This window comes from Brenneria roseae subsp. roseae (genome assembly GCF_003115845.1).
GTDB lineage: Bacteria > Pseudomonadota > Gammaproteobacteria > Enterobacterales > Enterobacteriaceae > Brenneria > Brenneria roseae.
Genome location: NZ_KZ819022.1, coordinates 1 through 24,078, shown reverse-complemented (window position 1 = coordinate 24,078; position 24,078 = coordinate 1). Strand labels below are relative to the sequence as shown.

Here is a 24,078-nt window from a genome sequence, read left to right as displayed (position 1 = left end):
CCTTTAATGAATAATAATTTCATTACTCTGTCTTTTTCAGAATGCTTCATTACCGATCGGATAAAAAATAAAAAAACAGCATTTTTCACACAACGGAATCTATAAAATCGCACGATATCTGTCCGACAATAGGCGAAACCCGTTCAACACACTTTTTAATTCATGTAACAAGGGACATTGTCTAACCATGCTAAAACGTTTTTCTGAGGGTATGGCCTGCGCCATGCTGTTTTCTACGCCCTGGATGATGGCACACGCGGCAGCATCCAACTCGGTACAGGTTACCAAATCACCAAGCCATATTGAGGCCATGTCCAGTGCCAAACTGGGAGAAAAAACCACCCTCACCGGCCAGGTGACGCACCGGGAGATCCATCTCCCCGCGACCATCATTATCCGGGATCAGCAGGGACAACGCCGGCAGAGCCAAACGGACGAGCAAGGTAAGTACCATATCGACATTGCCGAGCTGACCACGCCTTTACGTCTGACGGCTATCGAATCCGGCGGTAATAATTGCCTGCTCGACAATATTCCACGCGCCATCTGCCTGACGGCGCTGGCGCCATCATTGCACTCGGGCCAGGATAATATCGCCAATATCAATCCGTTAACCGATCGCATCATTTCTGATGTCGCCGTCGCCGCTGGTTATATCGGTCCGCAGCAATTGGCCGACGATGCCGGCTCACCCACACTGAACGCGGCGGCGTGGAAAAAGGCGTATGCCGTCTTTCACGCAGGTTTTAATAGCGCACTGAAGCAGGCGGGTATTAGCACGCCTTCACATTTCGATCCGCTGACCTATCCCGCCGTACAGCAGGAAGCGGTAAGCAGCATTATCAAGGTCATCAATCATAATCGTAATTATTACAACAATAGCGGTTATTCCGGGCACTCGGTGCTGACCGACAGCAATTTCCGTCCTATCGTGGGCCTGAACGATCATGGAGATTATGAGCCGCTGGATTACCACTTTGCCCGCCAGAATCTGGATGAGATCAAAAAAGCGAAAACCCGTATTTTTCTGGTTGGCGACTCCACTGCCGCAACCTATGAAAAAGCGCGTTTCCCGCGGATGGGATGGGGACAGGTTTTTGAACAACAGTTCAAAAAAGGCAGCGGGGTAAAGGTGGTCAATGGTAGCCGCTCCGGCCGCAGCTCACGTGACTATTTTTACGAAGGCTGGTTCCGCCAGATGCAGCCGCTGATGCAAGCGGGGGATTTCCTGTTTATTCAGATGGGCCATAACGACCAGAACTGTAACAGCGCCAAACCCGTTCGCGGCGCCGCCGACGTAGCCAACCTGTGTACCTATCCCAATAATGCCGAGGGCAAACGCCAGGCTCCGCAGGGTAAACCTGATATGTCATTCCAGACATCGCTGGAACGTTACATCAATTTTGCCCGCCAACATCAAATGACGCCGGTGTTGCTGACCCCGACCACCCGGGTACAAACGGCAGAGGGAAAAGACGGCACACCCGCCGTACACCGCCACTTTACACAGCAAAACAGCGAACATGGATACGCCTTTGTCGGTGACTACAGCCAAACCATTAAAGATACGGCCAGTGCCAACAAAACCATTCTGTTGGATATCGAACCCGCCACGATAGCTCTGGCCAATCAGGGCAGCAGCAACCACTGGAAGCAATACTGGCTGGCCGTCGATCCTGCAAAGTATCCTTTCTATCGTAATCAGGTCGGCAGTCTGACCAAACCGGATACCACCCATTTCCAGAAAAAAGGGGCCATCGCCGTCTCGGAAATTGTCGCCGATGCCATACGGCAGACGCCGGAATTAAAAATACTGGCCGACAACATGGTCAGCAAACATAAGAAATAACCATAAAATAAATCAGCGGATCAGCGCGCTTTTTCTGATTGAAAACGCGCGCTATTCAAGTGGACTTGTCAATACGGGAATCTGGATATGTTAAAACACTTTTCGGGTACGCTGGCATTAACCCTGTTAGTCGCCGCGCCTTGTCAGCTGGCGCAGGCGGAAGTCTCATATCATGCGCTGGTTTCCGCTTCCGGCAGCGTCTCCGAAGCCCAATCGTTCAAGACCATTGCCGAAGCGATTGCCAGCGCGCCGCCAGGCAATTCTCCATTCGTGATTTATGTGAAGAACGGCGTTTATCATGAAAGATTGACCATCACCCGTCCGAATATTCATCTTGAAGGTGAAAGTCGCGAGGGCACCATCATTACGGCTGCCATCGCCGCCGGGATGCTGAAAGCCGATGGCAATAAATGGGGCACCTACGGCAGTAATACGGTGAAGGTCGATGCGCCTGACTTTAGCGCCCGTTCATTAACCATCAGTAATGATTTTGACTATCCCGCCAATCAGGCCAAAGCAAACGACGATCCAACCAAGTTAAAGGATTCACAGGCTGTTGCTCTGTTGGTTGCGGAAAATAGCGACCGCGCCTATTTTCACGACGTAAGCCTGACGGGCTATCAGGACACGGTGTATGTCAAAGGCGGCCGTAGCTTTTTCTCAACATGCAAAATCAGCGGAACGGTTGATTTCATTTTCGGTAACGGTACCGCATTATTCGACGATTGCGATATCATCGCTCGCAACCGCACGGATATCAAAGACGAGCCGATGGGCTATCTCACCGCCCCCAGTACCAACATTAAGCAAAAATACGGTTTGGTCTTTACCAACAGCCGGGTTATCAGGGAAAGCAAAGACGTTCCCGCGAGAAGTTATGGTTTAGGTCGACCATGGCACCCGACGACCACCTTCGACGATGGGAGCTATGCCGATCCCGACGCTATCGGTCAGACCGTATTTTTAAATACCAGCATGGAAGACCATATCTACGGCTGGGACAAGATGTCAGGCAAAGACAAGCAAGGTGAAAAAATCTGGTTCCACCCCCAGGATTCGCGCTTTTTTGAATATAAATCCACCGGTGCGGGTGCAGAGCAAAACGATCAACGACGTCAGCTTACGGATGCAGAGGCCGCTGAATACACGGCGGAAAAAATACTGGATGGCTGGATACCCGCCGGACCACAAATAAAATAAGAAAATGACGAAGCCAGTCCGGTAAGGGCTGGCTTCAAAAAACGTGACTCGTACTTTCAGACAAACAGCGATGATACTGAGGATACGTTATCAACGCAGCGTCTCATCCGTCGATTAAATCGCTTCTTCGTCTTCTTCACCGGTACGGATACGCACCACTCGCGCCACATCGAAGACAAAGATTTTGCCATCGCCAATTTTACCCGTCTGTGCCGTCTGCATGATAGTTTCCACGCAGGTATCCACAATATCATCGGCAACAACAATCTCAATTTTCACCTTGGGCAAAAAATCAACCATGTACTCAGCGCCACGATACAGTTCCGTGTGGCCTTTCTGGCGGCCAAAACCTTTCACTTCCGTTACCGTCATCCCGGTGATGCCCACTTCAGCTAACGCCTCACGCACATCGTCCAGTTTGAACGGCTTAATAATCGCATCAATTTTTTTCATCGAAGAACCTTAGTATTACCTATGTTGCGGCCAAAGCCGGGCATCAGCGAACAATAAGATTGTCAGAATCCAGGCTTACAATCCATTAGCATTATTCTTTAAAATCGTTGGCGTCCAATTCATGACGACCCAACAGTTTATAAAATTCCGTCCGGTTACGCCCCGCCATCCGCGCGGCCTGTGTGACATTGCCTTTGGCTATCTGCAACAGTTTGCGCAAATAGTTCAACTCGAACTGATGACGAGCCTCGACAAACGTCGGCAATGCCGTGTTTTCACCTTCCAGCGCCTGTTCCACCAGCGCTTCACTGATAACCGGCGCGCTGGTCAAAGCCACACACTGTTCAATCACGTTAACCAGTTGCCGCACGTTACCCGGCCAACTCGCCGTCATCAACCGTTTCATGGCGTCCGTAGAAAAAGTACGTACAAACGGTTTATGCCGGATCGCCGACTCACGCAGCAAATGATTGGCCAGCAGCGGGATATCCTCTGCCCGCTCATGCAGGGCAGGCAATTTCATATTCACCACGTTCAACCGATAGTACAGATCCTCGCGAAACTCCCCTTTTTCCATCGCCTTTGGCAGATCGCGGTGAGTCGCAGAAATAATCCGTACATCAATATCCAGATCGCGGTTACTGCCCAGCGGACGAACTTTGCGCTCCTGTAGCACACGTAGCAGTTTGACCTGCAACGACAGCGGCATATCCCCGATCTCATCCAGAAACAGCGTACCGCCTTCAGCCGCCTGAAAAAGCCCTTCACGGCTGCTGACGGCCCCCGTAAAAGCCCCTTTCGCATGGCCGAAAAGTTCAGACTCAAGTAAAGGTTCGGGTAACGCGCCGCAGTTAATGGCGATAAAGGCTTTTTTCGCCCGCGGGCTGGCGGCATGGATAGCCTGCGCCAGAATCTCTTTCCCTGTTCCGCTCTGGCCGTTAATCAACACGCTGACATCTGACTGAGCCACCATCTTGGCCTGCTCCAGCAGACGCAACATTAACGGGCTGCGCGTCACAATGGTTTCACGCCAGCTTTCATCACCTACCGGCGCAGATAGCGCCATGGCTTCATCAATCGCCTTATACAACGCATCACGATCGACGGGTTTGGTAAGAAAGCTGAACACACCTTGTTGCGTGGCGGCTACGGCATCAGGAATCGAACCGTGCGCAGTAAGAATAATGACCGGCATGCCGGGTTGATAGCGCTGGATTTCCGAAAAAAGCGCCATGCCGTCCATCTCATCCATACGAAGATCGCTGATAACCAGATCAAACTGTTCCCGGGTTAACAGTTTCAGAGCTTCCTGACCGCTTTCCGCCGTCGTCACGCTAAAACCTTCACTGGTCAAACGCATTCCCAACAGCTTCAATAAGCTGGGATCATCATCCACCAGAAGCAAATTCGCCGGTTTGCGCGCTGTCATGGGTTATTCGGCTCCTTCTTCGTCTTGGTTTTGCCGGTCTCTGATTCCACAGGCGGTACGTAAGTGTCGTCTGCCTTTACCGGCTCGGCCGTCGATTTTTGCACGGCGTTCCCGCGAGCACTCTCACGACCGGCGCCGGTGTTACCACGATGATCGATATCATTTTCAGGCAACTCACCCGACAGTTGTTTACGAGACGAAAGCTGACGCTCAATATCTGTCAGGCTTTCCAATTTCTGGGTCGTGGTTTCAAGTTGATATTGCAGGTGATTTTGCTGGATACGCAAGGCATCCAATTGCTTGTCGCTGGATTCCTGCAACCGTTTGTAACGCAACCGCTCATCGGATAATGCCAAAAACAGAATTTGTCGATCGCGCCAGGTTTGTACCAACGGCCTCAATGCGGCAGGAAAAGCCAGTCGATATAAATTGAGTTGTTGCAGCACCTGATGCCGTTCTGTCTGGGTAATCCCTGCATTGTCCAGTAAAATTCCCCGCTTGAAGGCATTCTCCCAGCTCCCACTTTCCAGATTTCGCGCTTCTTCACGCGCCTGAAATTGGGTCAAACGCCCGGCACAATCCATCGCGCGCAGCCAGTAGAGCGCATTATTCATCGCTTCACGATCGTCCACTTGCCACAGGTGTTCACACTGTGCGATGCGATAATCTGTCACCTGCCCTTTCGGCGTTGGGTTCTCCGTGCCCGGTGACGATATGCTGCTGTTCACATAGCTATTGCACGCCGTCAGTAATAAGGGAGACAACATCACCACGGCCTTTAGCGCTCGGCTCAAAGACACATCAGACGGAATGCGCTGCGAACAAGGACGGGTAAACCATACATTCATTATTTATTCATTCTCAGAGGTTAAGGGCAGTTCAATACGAAAACACACGTCAGCATAGTCAACCGATATCAGGCTTAATTCGCCCCGCATGCGGCGAATACAATCCCGGGCGATGCTCAGGCCCAGACCGCTGCCTTTGACCGCGCCTTTACGCTGATGGCTTCCCTGATAAAAAGGTTCAAAAATCATGCCGCGCTCAGCATCAGGAATGGGCGTACCGCTATTCGCAACATCAATCTGTACCCGATTGCCAATCTGACGACTATAGATCCAAATGTTACCGGATTCCCTGCCATAGTGCACCGCATTGGAATAGAGATTATCAATCACGCGCATCAAAAGCGTTGTTTCAGCCCAGCAGTACTCAATATCCAGTTCGACATCGGTATGCAGCATTTTTGCCCGTGCTGGCAAGCTATGGGACGACACGACAATATCGACGACTTCCTCAATCTCTACCCGTTCCAGCTCAGTCGGCGCATCGGCAAGCTTGCGGTTATAGTCCAGCAGTTGATCGATCAATTGGAGCAGATGTCGGCTGCTGCTGTCCAGAATGGCAACCACTTCTTTTTGATCCGCGGTCAGCGGTCCCACAACCTCATCGGCCAACAACTCGGTCCCCTCACGCAAACTCGCCAGCGGCGTTTTCAGCTCATGGGAGATATGTCGTAAAAATTCATGTCGCTGGGATTCCAACCAGGAAAGACGTTCACTCAACCAAATGATGCGCTGTGCCAGCGAGCGAATTTCACGGGGTCCTTTAAAGGTACTGGTATTTCCCAGTGAGCGCCCTTCGCCCAGCCGATTGATCATACGCTCGACGCCATTGACCGGGCCGATAATCATCCGGGTAAACAGTACAACCAGCAGCACGCTCACCAGAAAAAGCAGCAGCGCCTGCCAGCCAAAGAACTGGCCACGCTCAGCAATCGCCTGTTGCAGTTGTTGTCCGCGGGAAAACACCACGTCGCGGGTCATCTGCACCATCTGTCCGTTCGCCTGGGAGAAATGCTCTAACAGCCCGGAGGCATCCCGATCGGGACCGCTATTATTACAGCGCAGATCCTCAAGCTGGGTTAAATACTGACGCAGCGTTTGATAATAACGTTGATCCGGCAGGACTGGCGCATGGGCATCGAGCATTTGAGCGTATTGTTTACGTTGATTTTGATACAGCGTTGCCAGCGTTTGATCGTCCAGAACACAGTACTGACGGTAGCTACGTTCCATCGCCAACGCCACGCTGGTCATCGCCTCGCTGCGCCGCGCGTCCGTTAATGTGGTTCGATTAATGTCCGCCGCCTGTTCGCTCAGCGTATCCAGGCTTTGATAAGCCTGATAAGCCAATACCAATAACGGTAACAGCACCAGCAAGAAAGCCATGATTACCAGCTGCCGCAGAGAACGCGGAAACAAACGCCATCGTTTCAAAGAAATCATCTCGTTACCTATCAACCAGCTCTTGATGCTAACCGAATCTGATAAAAACGTCAGGAACGTTTTTAAACGTTGCGCAGCAGCGGCCCAACAGGTGGCGGGAAAAATAATCCGCTATCATAAAGTTCCCCTCTATGAGATGCGTAACGCGTTCCAGTTCTGGATAAAAAGACGCAGCAAAGTATCACTAGGAATAATCAGTGTGTTCATTAACGGAGAAGGAGAGCGAAGCGATCTGACATTAGCATTACGCGGCCAGAAGAATCGCTCCCGCTGGCCGCGTAACTGAATAGGCGGTGCCTCACTCAACGTGTCGCCCGATGTTTGATAAAGTCCGCTCTCGCGTACGGTTATCGGTCTGGTGGACGATAGGCACCCTTTCTTTTGGCGTCATTCCGGGTGTTATGAGCGAAGATATCTGCCAATCAGCAGCGCAATCATAACCAGTTGAATGAGCAACACGTTATATTATGCAGATATCATGCCAGTTTTCAATATTAAGCATAATTAATTGATTTTTAATCATTTATTCTTCATGTTTTTATTACAAATTGACGCGGGTAATAATATCCTCCATAAAATAACGATTTATGTCGCCAAAAACAGACAGCTTTCCTGCAATTAATCCCGAGTCATATAAATCATAGTGTTAAATGTCTCCCATTGGCGACAGCCAGAATTGCGTTTGTCGCAAAAACCCGACAACCTCCCCGGCGGATGACTTTTATAGCGCACTAATCACCATCACTTCCATTAATGACGCATAGCAAAAAAGGGCCGAAGCCCCTTTTATGATCAACAGATTATCAACCCAGCTGTCTGCGCGCATTACGGAACATACGCATCCACGGGCTATCCTCGCCCCACTCTTCCGGATGCCAGGAATTGCTGACGGTGCGGAATACACGTTCAGGATGCGGCATCATCACCGTTGCGCGGCCGCTGGCGCTGGTTATCGCGGTAACGCCGTTTGGTGAACCATTCGGGTTAGCCGGATAATTTTCGGTTTCCTGCCCGTAGTTATTCACATAACGCAGCACGACCAGATTGTGTTGTTCCAGCGCACTCAGGTGAGCATCATCGCGGACCTCAACACGGCCTTCACCATGGGAAACCGCAATCGGCATCCGGGAACCAGCCATATCGTTCATGAACAACGACGGGCTCTTCTCGACTTTAACCAGACTGAAGCGGGCTTCAAAACGGTCTGATTTGTTGCGAACAAACCGCGGCCACAGATCGGCGCCCGGGATCAGTTCACGCAGGTTTGACATCATCTGGCAGCCATTACACACGCCCAGCGCCAACGTTTGTGGACGTTGGAAGAACGCGGCAAACTCATCACGCACGCGTGAGTTGAACAAAATGGATTTCGCCCAGCCTTCACCCGCGCCGAGCACGTCGCCATACGAGAAGCCACCGCAGGCAACCAGCGCCTGAAAGTCCTGCAAATCACGACGCCCTGCCAACAAATCGCTCATATGAACATCAATGGCATCAAAGCCCGCACGCTGAAAAGCCGCCGCCATTTCCACATGAGAGTTGACGCCCTGTTCACGCAATACGGCGACTTTGGGACGAACCTGCTTCGCAATATACGGCGCCGCAATATCTTCCTGTGGCGCAAAGGTCAGCACCACATTCAGACCCGGATCGCTATCATCCTGCTTGGCAATATGTTCCTGATCGGCACACTGTGGATTATCACGCAGGCGCTGCATCTGCCAGGTCGTTTCAGCCCACCAGTTGCGCATCGTGGTGCGATTCTCGTGGTACACCACCTCTTCGCCGCGCTTAATCATGAAGCGAGAGCCTTCTTCTGCCTGCCCCAGATAGTGAACACACTCCGCCAGACCATGCAGGGCCAATACGCTTTCCACCTCAGCACGACGTGACGCAGGAATCTGAATCACGGCGCCCAGTTCTTCATTAAACAATGTGGCCAGTACATCTTCACCCTGCGTGGCGACATCGACATTCACACCACAATGTCCGGCGAACGCCATCTCTGCCAGCGTCACCAGCAAGCCACCGTCGGAACGGTCGTGGTACGCCAGCAAGGCTTTATCCGCTACCAACTGCTGAATAGCATTAAAGAACCCGGCCAGTTGAGTGGCGTTACGGACATCCGCGGTCTCGCGCCCCAGTTGGCGATAAACCTGGGCCAGTGCCGTAGCCCCCAGCGCCTTGCGGCCTGCGCCCAAATCGATCAGCAGCAGCGCATTATCCTGTCCGGTACGCAGTTGCGGAGTCACCGTATTACGAACATCTTCCACGCGGGCAAACGCGGAGATCACCAGAGACATCGGAGATGTCATGGTGCGTTCTTCTTCGCCTTCCTGCCAGCGAGTTTTCATCGACATGGAATCCTTGCCGACAGGAATGGTCAGTCCCAGCGTTGGGCACAGCTCTTCGCCAATGGCTTTTACCGCATCATAAAGACCGGCATCTTCACCCGGGTGCCCTGCCGCCGCCATCCAGTTCGCGGACAATTTCACGCGGTTCAACGGACCAATATGAGTCGCAGCAATGTTGGTCAAGGCTTCGCCCACCGCCAGACGAGCGGAAGCGGCGAAGTTGCGCAGTGCAACGGGCGCGCGCTCGCCAATCGACATCGCTTCGCCGTAATAGCTGTCCAGACTTGCGGTCGTCACCGCGCAGTCCGCCACCGGCACCTGCCACGGCCCGACCATTTGGTCACGCGCGACCATACCGGTAACGGTGCGGTCGCCGATGGTGATCAGGAAGGTTTTTTCCGCCACCACCGGCAAATGCAGCACGCGTTCCACCGCTTCGGCCAGATAGATACTGTCACGTTTCAATGGCATGCCTTCTACCTGCTTACGCTCAACATCGCGCAACATTTTCGGCGTCTTGCCCAGCAACACATCCAGCGGCAGATCAATCGGCTGATTGTTGAAATGACGATCATTCAGCGTCAGATGCAATTCCTCTGTCGCTTCACCGATCACCGCATACGGTGCGCGCTCACGGCGACAGATTTCATCGAAACGGGCCAGCTGCTCTGGCGCAACGGCCAGCACATAACGCTCTTGTGATTCATTACACCAGACTTCCAGCGGGCTCATACCCGGTTCGTCATTCAGAATGTCACGCAGTTCAAAACGCCCGCCGCGGCCGCCATCACTGACCAGTTCCGGCATCGCGTTGGATAAGCCGCCCGCGCCCACATCGTGAATAAACAATATCGGGTTATCTTCGCCCAACTGCCAGCAGCGATCGATCACTTCCTGACAGCGGCGTTCCATTTCCGGGTTATCACGCTGAACAGAGGCAAAATCCAGATCGGCATCAGATTGACCGGACGCCATTGATGACGCCGCGCCGCCGCCCAGACCGATATTCATGGACGGTCCGCCCAGCACGATCAGTTTGGCGCCGACGCTGATTTCACCTTTTTTGACGTGATCGGCACGGATATTACCGATCCCCCCCGCCAGCATGATCGGCTTATGGTAGCCGCGCAGCTCAGTACCGTTATGGCTGTCCACCCTTTCTTCATAAGTACGGAAATATCCGGTCAGCGCAGGACGCCCAAACTCATTATTAAATGCCGCACCGCCCAGCGGGCCTTCGATCATGATATCCAGTGCGCTGACGATGCGGTCCGGTTTACCGAATTCTTCCTCTTCCCACGGCTGGATAAAACCGGGTATCCGCAGGTTGGAGACGGAGAACCCCACCAGCCCGGCCTTGGGCTTGGAGCCGCGACCGGTGGCGCCTTCATCACGGATCTCGCCGCCGGAGCCGGTTGCTGCGCCCGGCCACGGAGAGATGGCCGTCGGATGGTTATGCGTTTCGACCTTCATCAGGATATGCGCATCTTCCTGATGGTAATCATATTTGCCGTGCGTATCGGTATAGAAGCGGCCTACGGCAGAACCTTCCATAACCGCGGCATTATCTTTATAAGCCGATAACACATGGTCCGGCGTATGCTCAAAGGTATTTTTGATCATTTTGAACAACGACTTCGGCTGTTCAACGCCATCAATCACCCAGTCAGCATTAAAAATTTTGTGGCGACAGTGCTCGGAGTTCGCCTGTGCGAACATATACAGCTCAATATCCGTCGGGTTACGCCCCAGCTTATTGAAGGCCGCCAGCAGATAATCAATTTCGTCTTCCGCCAATGCCAACCCCAGACGAACATTCGCCTCTTCCAGCGCCTGACGTCCCCGTAACAAGATTTCAATTCGTTTTAATGGCGCAGGCTGGTGATGGGAAAAAAGCTTCTCCGCCTGATGCAGGTCGTCAAACACGCTTTCCATCATACGGTCATGCAGCAAATCCCCCAACTGCCGCCACTGTTCGCCATTCAAGGTTGGCGCATGAATATAGAACGCCAGACCACGTTCAAGACGCAGCACTTTGTTCAATCCACAGTTATGAGCAATATCGGTCGCTTTGGAGGACCAGGGAGAAATGGTGCCGGGACGCGGTGTCACCAACAGCAGACGGCCTTGCGGCTCGTGTTCAGCGAGAGAGGGGCCATACTTCAGCAAACGCGTGAGCTTGGCCTGTTCATCGTTGTTCAACGGCGCGCTGACATCGGCGAAATGTACGTATTCGGCATAGATATCGCTAACCGGCAAAAAGTGCTCTTTGCAACGGACCAGCAATTTATTAATACGAAAAGCCGACAAAGCAGGTGAACCACGCAGTATTTCCATAATCTAAAGTTCTCTCGTCTTCGATGCACTGACTGTAGTGCAGTCGTTGGGCGCTACAGGGGGGAAACGCGCGCCATTATAGAGAATCCTTCCCCTGGACGAAACCGTTTGCGTATCTATTATTGAACATCTCATGACGACGACGGTTAATCATTAACCAAATCAATAAAAGTTGCACACTGGCGGTTTGTTGCGCAAAATGCCCCGACTCCAGGTTTTTATGTATAAAAAATCGCCGCTTGCGACGGCCCGCACGGGGTGGGGATAACCCGCCATAGAAAAACGCCGGGCACGATTTTAAACATTGCCAAGCAACGGCCCGCAAGGGGGCCCCAGGGATGGGGCGAATAAAAAACTGCCGTTACAGACAGACCGGCTTTTCAGCCGCCGAGAGACCACTATTTGAAGCCTTTAAAATTAAACTATTTCTTCATCGGGGTTATCGCGTTACTGCTGGCACTGGCCTTATGGCCATCGATTCCCTGGCGCAGTAGTCAGGATATGCAGATCAAACAGATTCTCGCTCGTGGAGAATTACGCATCAGTACGGTTAACTCACCGCTGACTTACTATATCAGCAACGGAAATCCGGCAGGTCTGGATTATGAGCTGGCAAAACGTTTCGCCGATTATCTTGGCGTCAAGCTGTCGGTATCGTCACGTAAAAATCTTGATGACCTGTTTGACGATCTCGATGACGACGAAGCGGACCTGTTGGCTGCGGGACTGATATACAACCATGAGCGGTTGGGACGCTTCCGCGCCGGACCGAGTTATTACTCCGTTTCACAACAGTTGGTGTACCGCCTGGCCACGCCGCGACCCCAGAAAATGGACAAACTCCAGGGGCGTCTGGCCGTGACGTCGGGTTCCGCCCATATCGCTACGTTGCGCGATCTGAAAGCCGGGAAATATCCCCAACTCAATTGGGAATCCGCCTCCGATCTGACCTCGCAGGACCTGCTGAAACAGGTAGCGGATGGCAAATTGGACTATACCCTCGCGGATTCCGTCACCATTGGGTTGATGCAGCGTATTCACCCGCAGTTGGCTGTTGCTTTTGATCTGAGCGATGAAGAACCGGTGACCTGGTATATGCGTCGCTCCCATGACGACAGCCTTTCCGCGGCACTGCTGGATTTTTTCAGCCAGATGGTTGAAGACGGTACGCTCGCACGTCTGGAAGAAAAATATCTCGGGCACGTTGGCGAATTCGATTACGTGGATACCACCACATTTCTAAATGCTATTGATGAAACACTGCCCGACCTCCGGCCGCTGTTTGAAAAATACGCGACCGATATCGACTGGAAATTGCTGGCGGCCATCTCCTATCAGGAGTCTCACTGGAATCCCCTGGCGACATCACCGACCGGCGTTCGCGGCCTTATGATGCTGACAAGGAATACGGCCGAAAGTCTCGACGTGACCGATCGCCTCAACCCTGAACAAAGTATCCGTGGCGGGGCGCAATATATGTCCCATATGATGCAGAAAATGCCGGATACCATTCCAGAAGATGAAAAAATCTGGTTTGCGCTGGCGTCATACAACATGGGATACGCACATTTGCTGGATGCCAGAAAGCTGACCGAAAAACAAAAGGGTAACCCAGACAGTTGGGTTGACGTAAAAATGCGGCTGCCGATGTTAAGCCAAAAGCGTTATTACACGCAAACCACCTATGGCTACGCCCGGGGACACGAAGCGTACAACTATGTGGAGAACATTCGCCGCTATATGGTGAGTCTGGAAGGGTATCTGACAGAAAAAGAGAATAAAGAGAAGCAACAGCAGCTATCCGCTCAGGCTTATCCGGTCGTTCCGCCCAATAAGGTGCCGGAATAAGCCGTATATACTCAAACCGCGATTAATTCGCGGTTTTCTTTTCCGCGTCCCGTCGAGCTTTGTGCTGTTCACGCCGCATACGGAAAAAGTCGCTAAGCATTGCTGAACACGCATCCGCCAGTATGCCCGAATCGATGATGATCTGATGATTCATCCCCGGATGACGTAAAATATCCACCAACGACCCTGCCGCCCCCGTTTTTTCATCCGCCGCACCATAGACCAGCCGGCCAATACGACTGTGGATCATGGCGCCCGCGCACATGATGCAGGGTTCCAGCGTCACATAGAGCGTGGTGTTCAACAGGCGATAGTTCTGTAACACCATTCCCCCCTGACGTAATGCCATAATCTCGGCATGGGCAGTCGGATCGTGATGACCTATCGGGCGATTCCAGCCTTCGCCAATCACCTGATTGTCCAATACCAATACCGCGCCGACCGGTACTTCGCCTTCATCCTGAGCACGCTGGGCCAGCGTCAACGCATGGCGCATCCAATGTTCATCGTCCAGTTCGTGGCTCACCATGTCCTCTTTTCTTCCCATTAACGTTTTGCGGCGGGCATTATATCCATCAGATCAGCCAGAACAAGCCGGAGAGACATTATTCCAGCTGTTGCAAGCTGCCGTTTGGCGTCACACGCCAGCGGTGCTCACAAAAATAAAGCAGCGGATTATCCTGTTTGCTGTCGCTGTAGCCGCTGTAAAGCCTGAGCGGCGCGCCCAGCTGTTGCTCCATCTGAATGACTTTCTCCCGACCCAGACAGCGTAAGGTCAATATCCAGCCGCCATAGCGGCGTGTCATCTGACTTCCCATCAGGCGCACTGCCGGCAAAAAAGGCGAATCATAATAAACCTGTTCGACCAGGCGCTGCGGCGACCCCGTCACCAACCAGACCTGAACCTGCGTATCCTGCAAATAGGTCTTGAGGCGTTGCTGAACCTGTGGAAAAGGCGTGACCTGACGCCGAAAATCACCGACAAACCGCTTTTCCAGACCGCTTAACCGGGCTTCACTACGTCCGAAGGTAATCGCCCACAGCAGCCAACTCATCGGCCAGCGTGCAGCGCGTCCCTGTAGCAGCAATCCCAGACCAATCACGGGTAAGAGCGGGAGCACCAGAACGAGGTTGAACGGCAATCGACGGAGCAAAAAGCGCAGGAAGCTGCCAAACATATCTTCCTGGTGCAGCGTGCCATCCAGATCAAAAAATACCACTCTCTGACTTCGCTTATCGCTCAAAACATCACTCCCAGATCAAAACATGGGGAAGGATTTTCCCCTGACAAATAAACGCCCCATCTCCAACACGACCACAAGATCAGCCAATCAGCGCCTCTCGCAGATAACCGCCATGCTGCGCCAGCCTCTGTCGGGCCTGTTCCGCGTTCAGTCCGCTCAGAATCATCAGAATCGCCGGCTTCACTTCATTTTCCGCCTGCAACAGCGCCTGCCGCGCCACGTCCGGTTGTGTCCCCGTGGCTTCTATCACGATGCGGCAAGCACGATCCAGCAATTTGACGTTGGTTGCCTTAACATCCACCATCAGATTCTGATACACCTTACCCAGTTTCACCATGACGCCGGTAGAAATCATATTCAGCACCAGCTTCTGCGCCGTTCCCGACTTCAGCCGGGTCGATCCCGTTAACGCCTCCGGCCCGACGACCGGTGAAATGGCGACCTGTGCTTCCTGCGCAATCGGCGAGTGAGGATTACAGGATATCGCCGCGGTACGACAGCCTATGCGACGGGCATACCGCAGCGCGCCGATAACGTAGGGCGTTCTGCCGGAGGCAGCCAGACCAATCACCATATCATCAGACGTCAGGTTGAGGGCGACCAGATCCGTTTCGCCTAATTGCGGATCGTCCTCCGCGCCTTCCACCGCCTTGAGCAGCGCACCCGGCCCTCCCGCAATCAGACCGACCACCAATCCATGCGGCACGCCAAAGGTCGGGGGACACTCAGAGGCATCCAGCACGCCAAGCCGCCCGCTGGTACCCGCGCCAAGATAAATCAGCCGTCCACCGGCTTTCAGCGCATCCGTAGCCCGATCGACCGCCTCGGCAATCGCCGGTAATACCTGCCGAATAGCTTCCGGCACCTTTTGGTCTTCCTGATTAAAGGCCCGCATCATATCCAGTGTAGACAGCTTATCTAAATCCATCGTGGCGGGGTTACGGGTTTCAGATATCAAATCCCCTAAATTCATTGCATTTGCATTCATCCTGCTACCTTACCCTTTGCGCCTGTTTTGTTATGGCGTTATCTGGCGCCCATAGTAATCTCTTTTTGCCACTATAAAAGTAAGATATTCTGCAACGATATGTATACTCAATAGATTTCAGCATTCAGGCTGGCGCGCCTCACGCGATTGGCATGAACCCTGTAGGTTAACAGAGAAACATCGGTGCAATATCACTGGCCCAGGCGTCCTTATTACAAGCTGTTTTTTATCTGCTGTCTGTTGTTTCTGCTGGCGGGTTCCCTGCGCGCCGACTGGGACTTTGTTACCATCCTCAAGCGTACCGAACAGCTTTATGGACCGGCGACGCCGGCGGCGCGTCATCGGATTGAAGAATGGCAGACATTACTGGTTTCCCAACATAACGTGGAAGAAAAAAAGCTGCTGGATACCGTGAACCGTTTTTTTAATGATCGCTTGCTGTTTCGGGATGATATCGTCATCTGGGATCAGGAAGATTACTGGGCAAGCCCGATAGAAGCACTGCGTAAAGGCGCGGCGGATTGTGAAGACTATTCCATCGCCAAATACTTTACCCTACGCCACCTGGGCGTATCCGGCGAAAAACTGCGCATTACTTACGTTAAGGCATTACGCCTTAACAAAGCCCATATGGTGCTCACCTATTATCCGACACCCACATCCATTCCACTGGTGCTGGATAACCTGACGGATAAGATTCAACCTGCGACTCAGCGCAATGATTTATTACCGGTTTATTCCTTTAACGGCGAAGGACTATGGCTACCGGGAGCAAGCGGCAATAAACGTGTGGGTGACAGTAAACGACTTTCACGCTGGCAGGATCTATTAACCAAAATGCGTGCCGAAGGATTTTCAATTGAGGAGTAGGATTAGGCTATGTCTCTATATAAACAATTACTGATAGCCATCTGCCTGTTCGTGCTGATTATCTTCAGCGGGAGTTTTTTTGTCAGCCTGGAAAACTCGCGGGAGCAATACAATAACCAGCTGCGTTCCCACGCCCAGGATGCGGCAACCGCACTCGGGTTGTCTCTGACCCCGAATATTGACGATCCGGCGATGGTCGAATTGATGGTCAGCTCCATTTTTGACAGCGGCTATTTCTCCAGCATCCGCGTACGGGATTTGAAAACCGATAAAATCACGCAGGAACGGACGACGCCGCCGGACGTACCCAATGTACCCGCCTGGTTTGTTCGTCTGGTGAACCTCCAGCCTGGCGCGGGTGAAGCCATCGTCATGCGAGGGTGGGAACAAGCGGCCAAGGTTGAGGTTATCAGTCATCCGATGTTTGCCATTACCCGCTTGTGGAACAGCAGTTCCGCCACGCTGCTGTGGCTGCTTGGCTGCGGTACGCTTGGGGTATTGATCGGAGCGATACTGCTGCGCCGTCAGCTACGTCCGCTGGATTACATTGTTGAGCAATCTCTGGCGATTACTCGCCGGGAATTCCTCAGCCAGCCGAATTTACCCAACACGCCGGAATTCCGCCGCGTTGCGCAGGCGATGAATCTGATGGTCAGTCAGCTCAAAACCCTGTTTGAAGAAGAAGCGGAACGAAGCGAGCGCTTACGACAGGAAGCCTATCAGGATCCGCAGACCGGGCTGGCTAATCGTCGTGCTTTCGATATGCACCTCAACGACAGACTCGCCGATGAAGAAACGGCGCCCGGTTTTCTTATTATGATCCGCGTGCAGGATCTCTCTGGAATGAACCAACGTCTGGGCGGACAGCGCACCGATACACTGCTGGCTTCGATTGGCCACATTATGCGTAAAGTCCAAAAGCAGCATACCGAAGCCGAAAGTATTCTGGCTCGTATCCGCGGAGGGGAATTCGCCATGCTGTGCCCCGGTCTGGTCGATAAAGAAGCCTATGCGCTGATTGGTGAACTGACGCGCAGCATTGAAACCTTGTACCTCACCGGAGAAACCGACATATCGCCGGTAGCCAGATTCGCTATGGTGCCATTCCACGCCGGTGATTCGGCGCAATCGCTGCTGGTTCAGGGCGATCAGGCGCTCACCAAAGCCGAAAGTGATTCAGATACCACCATTCTCGATGAGCCTCAGCTAACGTCATCCCAGGTTGAAACCGATCGGCATATGTGGTTCAACCGACTTGATCCCATCCTGGAACAAGGGCGTTTGCAACTCTTCCTGCAACCCGTCGTGGATTGCCTTGAACCCGATCGGGTACTGCACCATAAAGTGCTGGCAAGAATTGAGGATGAGCAAGGCAACAGCATTGCCGCAGGGCGTTTCCTTCCCTGGGTGCAGCGCTTTGGTTGGAACACGCGTCTGGATCAGATCATGCTGAAACTGGTGTTGGATTATTTACGCCACCATCCCGGCAATCTGGCCCTTAGCCTATCCGGCAACACGGTTCTTAATCTGTCGCTGATGGCGCAGTTGATTGCACCGTTAAAACAGCAGCCAACGCTGGCGAAACGTCTGATTCTGGAGCTGGATGAAAACCAGTTACCGGATACCACGCAGCTTGAAGCATTAATCAAACTACTGAATGAACACGGCTGCGCATTAGGACTTCAGCATTTCGGCGGCCGGTTTAATATGATCGGTAATCTATCCCAATGGGGATTGGCCTACCTGAAAGTTGATGGCAGCTATATCCGCAACATTGATCGGGAAGAAGATAAAAAGATGTTTATCGAAGCCCTGTATCGCGCCACCAACAGCATTGCGCTGCCGTTGATTGCTGAGCGCGTAGAAACCGTCGGCGAATTGAATGTCATTCAGGAAATGGGATTACAGGGTGCGATGGGACGCTTGCTGGGCGAACCCGCCCCCGCCGCCGAGGCAGAAAAATAAACACAATACCGTGGCAAAAGATGGGATCTCCGGTAATTTCACCGCATGATCAGCGGGATTACCGGAGCGTTCACCACGTCAGCCTTAAGGAGATTGCTCGCGCTGCCTCTCAGACGATCATCAGAACATACCGTCTTCATCATCACCCATCAGCTTGTCCAAACCGCCATTTAACGCTTCACGCGCCTGGGCACGATTGATTAACTTGAGCTGAGCCGCTGGCGGGAAATCGGTGATGTTGATTAATCCCTTATGCATCAAAACCTGAATCAGATCCTCAAGTACACGAACCATTTCCAGATCGCTTTGACGCAGCTGCTGCAAACTGGCTATTTCAATCTCATGGCCTTTGAACCAAGCCAACGCTTCCGCAGAGTCGTCTGGCAATTCACCATTCATTTCGGGAAAAGGACTCTCGTCAACCTTGAGCAGTTGACCATCACTATCGCGCTGGACATAAAACATATTCAGAGACCTTTTTAAGTGTGCTTGAATAAGACGCCTGAAGAACACAAAACCTTGGGTAACCGCGCACTATCGCCGTCCTTCTGACACAAACTGTGCTCAATGCAAGCAATGCCGGTAAACCAGAAAGAGTAAGGTTACCCGCCTCATCCCTGAGGCGCATTTTGTATTATCAGCTTCCGGCCTGTTCTGGTTTGCTGATCAAACTTTCAAGCGATGGCAGTGCGCCATTATAGTGCTCAAGCGTAATTGACACTGCAACCGTACCGCCTTTATCTCCACTAAAATCACCGGCCGTACTGACTTCGATCGTTGGAGAACCGTTGTTATCCTGAATACGAATGTAACGGGCGATGTCGGTTCCTTCTTCCAGTTCACCAACAAGATCGCTCAAATCGATCTTGTCTCCTTCACTGGCATTGAAGTCCTTGATCACATCGTGTCCGATGTCACCAGCTTGCCATTTAAACGTATCCGCACCCGCGCCACCGACCAATATGTCGCTACCTGCTCCGCCAATCAGCACATCGTCCCCGGAACCGCCATACAACACATCATTACCCGTTCCGCCATTGAGGATATCATTGCCGCCCTGACCGAAAAGAATGTCATTTCCGGCTCCGCCATTGAGAATATCATTACCATCATAGCTGGACGACAGATCGAATTCGGCACTATGGGTCGAGATATAATTGTGCATCTCTTTCGCAATCGGCGTTTCCTGAACGCCCAACCGCTCGGCAATATAGCTCTGTAGTGCGGAGAGACCATTGCCTTCGATATTGTCAAACCTCACGACATCACCGAACAGGATATCATTGCCCAATCCACCATCAAGCTCATCATCACCGCCTTTCATTGGCTCGTTACTGCCAAGAATAGCCTCATTGAGATTACCCGGGTCGATATGATCCTGAACCACACCGTCAGTATCATAATGTTGCAGGCTGGCGGCATTCAGATCTGAACCAATGCCAATCGCTTCAACGGCAGACTGTTTTTTCAACAGAGCGAACGCACTCTCCGCATTGGCATTGCTGGTATCGCGGTTAGCGGAATTATCGATCCAATACGAATTTCCCCACCAATCCTTGGCCCAATAACCATTATTTCCAGCCCCGCCCAGCGAGGAAATTTCATAGGTGCCATCTCCCTGCGCATGAACCTGACCGATTACTTTGGCTCCATTCCGGCTATACTGGTAAACATTACCTTCACTATCAATGACTTCCCTGACACTTCCACGAACATTCATAGAATAGGACTGGCCAGGCGTATAGGTAATATTGTCAATATTGAGCAACTCTCCCCGGTCACTGACGATAACTGCATTACTCTCATTGGTCTGGTAATACGTCGGCTCGCCATCGGTAATAAAATAGGTCAGGTTGCTCCCTGGGTTATTTTGTACCGTATCGCTAAGGAACCAGTTCGCCGTCGTTTTGAACACGTCTTCATAGTTGGTGCCGCCGCCATAGCTTGAACCACCGACCATTGAATTCAATACGTTAGTCAGTTTACTCAATGCATCTGCATCATGCAGATTCACAGAGACAGTTTGTCCAACCTGCGTATCAAAGTCTGCTAAAAAGACATTAACCGTTCCCGCATTTTCTCCGTTGGCGCTTTTTATCAAGCTGTTGAATACATCCGTCAGCGATGCCACGGTTTTCGCAATATCACTGACCGTCATACTGCCCGAAGAGTCGACCATAAAGGCAATGTTATAGTTTTGCCCTTCAACAATCTGCAACCCGGACACATCAGCGATCGCAATATCATGGCTGGGCGTCCCCGAAATAGTGTCACTGCTGGTCGTTCCTATGCTCAATCCGTACTGTTCGACGCCTTCTGCCGAATATCCAGTTGCTGTATCGGCATTTGCCAATTCAGTTGATGTCGCTTGCGCCACCACATTGAATGTGCCCGCATCGACAGGAACAACCAGGGTAATTTGCCCGGCAAGCGTCGACAATCCCTGCGAGTTATCTATCAGATAGGTGCCGTCGCTACCTACCGTGTAGGTCACATTATTAATGTGATCGGTCAGTACCGTCCCTTCAGGTATTCCCGTTAAGGTAATACCTGACAGCGTTTCACTACCATCAAGATCGACCAAAGAAGCAGAGACATCAATGGTATGCTCTTGCGTGCCTGACTGGCCCGGTACTGTTTCAATCAATGCGCTATTACTACCCGGCAGATAGGTCGTACCATCACTGTAGATCACACCTTCAATACTATTACTAACCTGCGTTGTGAAGGAGCCGGAATGTCCCTGACTATCGGTATAGTTTACTTTCAGGCCATCCAGTGTATTTACCGACGTATCCTGATTGTTGTTGGTATTGTACGTGGCATTGTAGGTATACCCATCTTCTTTCATGACAAAGATATAATCAGAATTGGCGCTGCTACTATTATTCGTACGATTTCCGTTGAAGGAATCCAGATCTTTGTGTTGTTTTTGATCTTCAGACCAATCGCTTTGCCGGTAGAAATAACCGCTATTGGAATGAACAACAAAGATATCGGCGTAACTTCCATCTCCGCTGGTATTACCTTGGCTGTAATAGGCGATAACGCCGGTTCCAACCACTGTCGGCTCAGGATCCCCTTCAGTCAGCCATACGCGCACACCATCGCCGATCGCGATAATCTGACCGTTCTGAATATCGAATCCACCATTTTTACTACCGCCATTGACCTCAATGATCTCAGTCGCCGCAGGGGTTGTTTCTCCACTGGTGATACTCAAGGTCACCACAGGCGCATCCGCGACAGGCGTAATATTGATATTTAACGCAACACTATCACCGACGTTTCCAGCGCTATCGACCGGTTCATATTCGAACCCGCTGAGAGGCGTGCCCGCCACGTTTTGCACAGGCTCGAATCGCAATTCAGCGTTGTCCGCTGTAAACGTCTGCCCGACCGTCACCGGTTTCCATTCACCACCATCATTAAAATACAGCGTCCCGGCACTGTCTGGCGGCAGTGAGGAAATCACGATACTGGATAGACCCCCGAGATCGTGCCAGCCAATATTCAGAGGCGTATCTTCCGTACCGGTAATGGCATCGTCGTAGGCGACAGGCGGCGTGATATCCATCACCGCCTGACTATTGTCGTGCGCTTGATTACCCGCCGGATCGGTAGCCGTCGCCTCGACGGTGATCTTCCCTTCGGTCAATGCACTGAGATCGACAGCGGTCTGCCATTTTCCATCGACTACGGCTACCGCCGTCAGCGTAATGGATGTGCCGTCAGCATCGGTAAAGACCAGATCAACCGTTTTCTCACTGCTGGTCCCGCCAATAACGGTATTAATCAGTTCGTGCTGACTGATATAACCGTCGTTTCCTGCAAAGTCAGTAATATTAATTTCCGGCGCATCGGTATCCACGGTATAAGGACGGATGGCATCTGCCGTCGTCTCGTTACCGGCGTTATCGCGAGTGGTCACCGTGGCACTCACGTCCGTATTCGCCGCCAGCACGCTGCCCAGCACCGCTACACTCCAGGTTTTACCATCGGCATTCACCGTAGTCTGGTAAGTCTCGTTACCCACCTTAACGGTAACCACATCTCCGGCTTTGACTTCGTCACCCACCTGACCGGTGACGCTGATGGTCTGTCCCGTCTCATCGGCGTTGATGATATCGTCGCCCGCGATGGTATCGATGCTAATCGACGCCGCCGGCGCGGTGGTATCGACGGTATACGACCGGGTGGTATCGGCCGTCGTTTCATTCCCCGCATCATCGCGGGTGGTGACGGTCGCACTGACGTCGCTGTTTGCCGCCAGCACGCTGCCCGGCACATTCACGCTCCAGGTCTTGCCGTCGGCATTCACCGTAGTCTGGTAAGTCTCGTTACCCACCGTCACCGTGACCGCATCACCGGCCTTCACGTCATCGCTCACCTGACCGGTCACGCTGATGGTCTGGCCGGCCTCATCCGCATTGACGATATCGTCGCCGGCGATGGTATCGATGGTGATTGACGCTGTCGGCGCAGTGGTATCGACAATATAGGAACGCGAAGTATCGGCCGTGGTTTCATTACCGGCGTCATCGCGAGTCGTCACCGTGGCACTAACATCGGTATTTGCCGCCAGCACGCTGCCCGGCACATTCACGCTCCAGGTCTTGCCGTCGGCATTCACCGTAGTCTGGTAAGTCTCGTTACCCACCGTCACCGTGACCGCATCACCGGCCTTCACGTCATCGCTCACCTGACCGGTCACGCTGATGATCTGGCCGGCCTCATCCGCATTGACGATATCGTCGCCGGCGATGGTATCGATGGTGATTGACGCTGTCGGGACATCGGTATCCACCGTATATGACCGCGTGGTATCCGCGCTGGTCTCGTTGCCGGCGTCATCGCGGGTGGTCACCGTGGCGCTGATATCGCTGTTTGCCGCCAGCACGCTGCCGGGCACATTGACGCTCCAGGTCTTGCCATCCGCATTGACGATGGTCTGGTAGGTTTCTGAACCCACCGTCACCGTGATCGCATCACCGGCTTTGACGTCGTCACCCACCTGACCGGTGACATTGATGGTCTGTCCGGCTTCATCGGCATTGACGATATCGTCGCCAGCAATGGTATCGATGCTAATCGAGGCCGCCGGCGCGCTGGTATCGACAATATAGGAACGCGAAGTATCTGCTGTGGTCTCATTCCCGGCGTCATCGCGGGTGGTGACCGTGGCGCTGATATCAGTATTTGCCGCCAGTACGCTGCCGGGAACGTTGACACTCCAGGTCTTGCCGTCAGTAT

General features: G+C 52.5%; 15 protein-coding genes. 5 read left to right on the top strand and 10 right to left on the bottom strand.

Annotated features, from left to right (window positions below; translation table 11 throughout):
• Positions 1 to 187: 187 nt before the first annotated feature.
• Together paeY and pemA are read left to right on the top strand one after the other, a co-directional pair.
• A complete protein-coding gene (gene paeY, locus DDT52_RS00075) occupies positions 188 to 1,849 on the top strand; it encodes a pectin acetylesterase PaeY (protein ID WP_136154566.1) in 1,662 nt (553 codons plus the stop codon).
• Positions 1,850 to 1,936: 87 nt separating this feature from the next.
• Positions 1,937 to 3,049, top strand: a complete 1,113-nt coding sequence (pemA, locus tag DDT52_RS00070; protein ID WP_136154565.1) for a pectinesterase PemA — start codon at positions 1,937 to 1,939, stop codon at positions 3,047 to 3,049.
• Between the two features lie 114 nt (positions 3,050 to 3,163).
• Here the strand turns inward: pemA and glnB are convergent, their stop codons facing one another.
• The 5 genes from glnB to purL all read right to left on the bottom strand — a co-directional run bounded on the left by glnB (position 3,164) and on the right by purL (position 11,910).
• On the bottom strand, positions 3,164 to 3,502 hold the full coding sequence (glnB, locus tag DDT52_RS00065) for a nitrogen regulatory protein P-II (RefSeq protein ID WP_052901288.1): 339 nt from the start codon (positions 3,500 to 3,502) through the stop codon (positions 3,164 to 3,166).
• A 91-nt stretch (positions 3,503 to 3,593) separates the two neighbouring features.
• Complete coding sequence (glrR, locus tag DDT52_RS00060) at positions 3,594 to 4,931, bottom strand: two-component system response regulator GlrR (protein ID WP_136154564.1); 1,338 nt, start codon at positions 4,929 to 4,931, stop codon at positions 3,594 to 3,596.
• Complete coding sequence (gene qseG / locus DDT52_RS00055; protein ID WP_136154563.1) at positions 4,928 to 5,779, bottom strand: two-component system QseEF-associated lipoprotein QseG; 852 nt, start codon at positions 5,777 to 5,779, stop codon at positions 4,928 to 4,930. The genes glrR and qseG overlap by 4 nt, the downstream gene beginning before the upstream one ends.
• A gap of 3 nt (positions 5,780 to 5,782) precedes the next feature.
• The gene (locus DDT52_RS00050) at positions 5,783 to 7,219 is read right to left on the bottom strand and encodes a sensor histidine kinase (RefSeq protein ID WP_136154562.1); all 1,437 of its coding nucleotides are present in this window, start codon (positions 7,217 to 7,219) and stop codon (positions 5,783 to 5,785) included.
• An 803-nt stretch (positions 7,220 to 8,022) separates the two neighbouring features.
• Entirely contained in the window at positions 8,023 to 11,910 is a 3,888-nt protein-coding gene (gene purL, locus DDT52_RS00045) for a phosphoribosylformylglycinamidine synthase (RefSeq protein WP_136154561.1), read from the bottom strand.
• Positions 11,911 to 12,312: 402 nt separating this feature from the next.
• On the opposite strand from purL, the gene mltF reads away from it, so the two are divergent.
• Positions 12,313 to 13,758 carry a membrane-bound lytic murein transglycosylase MltF gene (gene mltF / locus DDT52_RS00040; RefSeq protein WP_136154560.1) on the top strand — a complete coding sequence of 482 codons (1,446 nt, stop codon included), beginning with the start codon at positions 12,313 to 12,315 and terminating at the stop codon, positions 13,756 to 13,758.
• Positions 13,759 to 13,780: 22 nt separating this feature from the next.
• Here the strand turns inward: mltF and tadA are convergent, their stop codons facing one another.
• The 3 genes from tadA to murQ form a co-directional block, all read right to left on the bottom strand.
• Positions 13,781 to 14,305 (bottom strand): tRNA adenosine(34) deaminase TadA, encoded by a 525-nt coding sequence (tadA, locus tag DDT52_RS00035; protein ID WP_425591523.1) that lies wholly within the window; start codon positions 14,303 to 14,305, stop codon positions 13,781 to 13,783.
• Between the two features lie 58 nt (positions 14,306 to 14,363).
• A complete protein-coding gene (gene yfhb / locus DDT52_RS00030) occupies positions 14,364 to 15,002 on the bottom strand; it encodes a phosphatidylglycerophosphatase C (protein ID WP_136154559.1) in 639 nt (212 codons plus the stop codon).
• Between the two features lie 79 nt (positions 15,003 to 15,081).
• The gene (gene murQ, locus DDT52_RS00025; RefSeq protein ID WP_136154909.1) at positions 15,082 to 15,975 is read right to left on the bottom strand and encodes an N-acetylmuramic acid 6-phosphate etherase; all 894 of its coding nucleotides are present in this window, start codon (positions 15,973 to 15,975) and stop codon (positions 15,082 to 15,084) included.
• A gap of 198 nt (positions 15,976 to 16,173) precedes the next feature.
• On the opposite strand from murQ, the gene lapG reads away from it, so the two are divergent.
• Entirely contained in the window at positions 16,174 to 16,860 is a 687-nt protein-coding gene (gene lapG, locus DDT52_RS00020; protein WP_136154558.1) for a cysteine protease LapG, read from the top strand.
• 9 nt (positions 16,861 to 16,869) lie between these two features.
• Positions 16,870 to 18,825, top strand: a complete 1,956-nt coding sequence (lapD, locus tag DDT52_RS00015; RefSeq protein WP_136154557.1) for a cyclic di-GMP receptor LapD — start codon at positions 16,870 to 16,872, stop codon at positions 18,823 to 18,825.
• A 120-nt stretch (positions 18,826 to 18,945) separates the two neighbouring features.
• Here the strand turns inward: lapD and DDT52_RS00010 are convergent, their stop codons facing one another.
• Together DDT52_RS00010 and DDT52_RS00005 are read right to left on the bottom strand one after the other, a co-directional pair.
• Positions 18,946 to 19,290, bottom strand: a complete 345-nt coding sequence (locus DDT52_RS00010; protein ID WP_136154556.1) for a tryptophan synthase subunit beta — start codon at positions 19,288 to 19,290, stop codon at positions 18,946 to 18,948.
• A gap of 172 nt (positions 19,291 to 19,462) precedes the next feature.
• Positions 19,463 to 24,078 (bottom strand): Ig-like domain-containing protein (locus DDT52_RS00005; protein WP_136154555.1); only part of this gene is annotated, 4,616 nt, incomplete at its 5' end.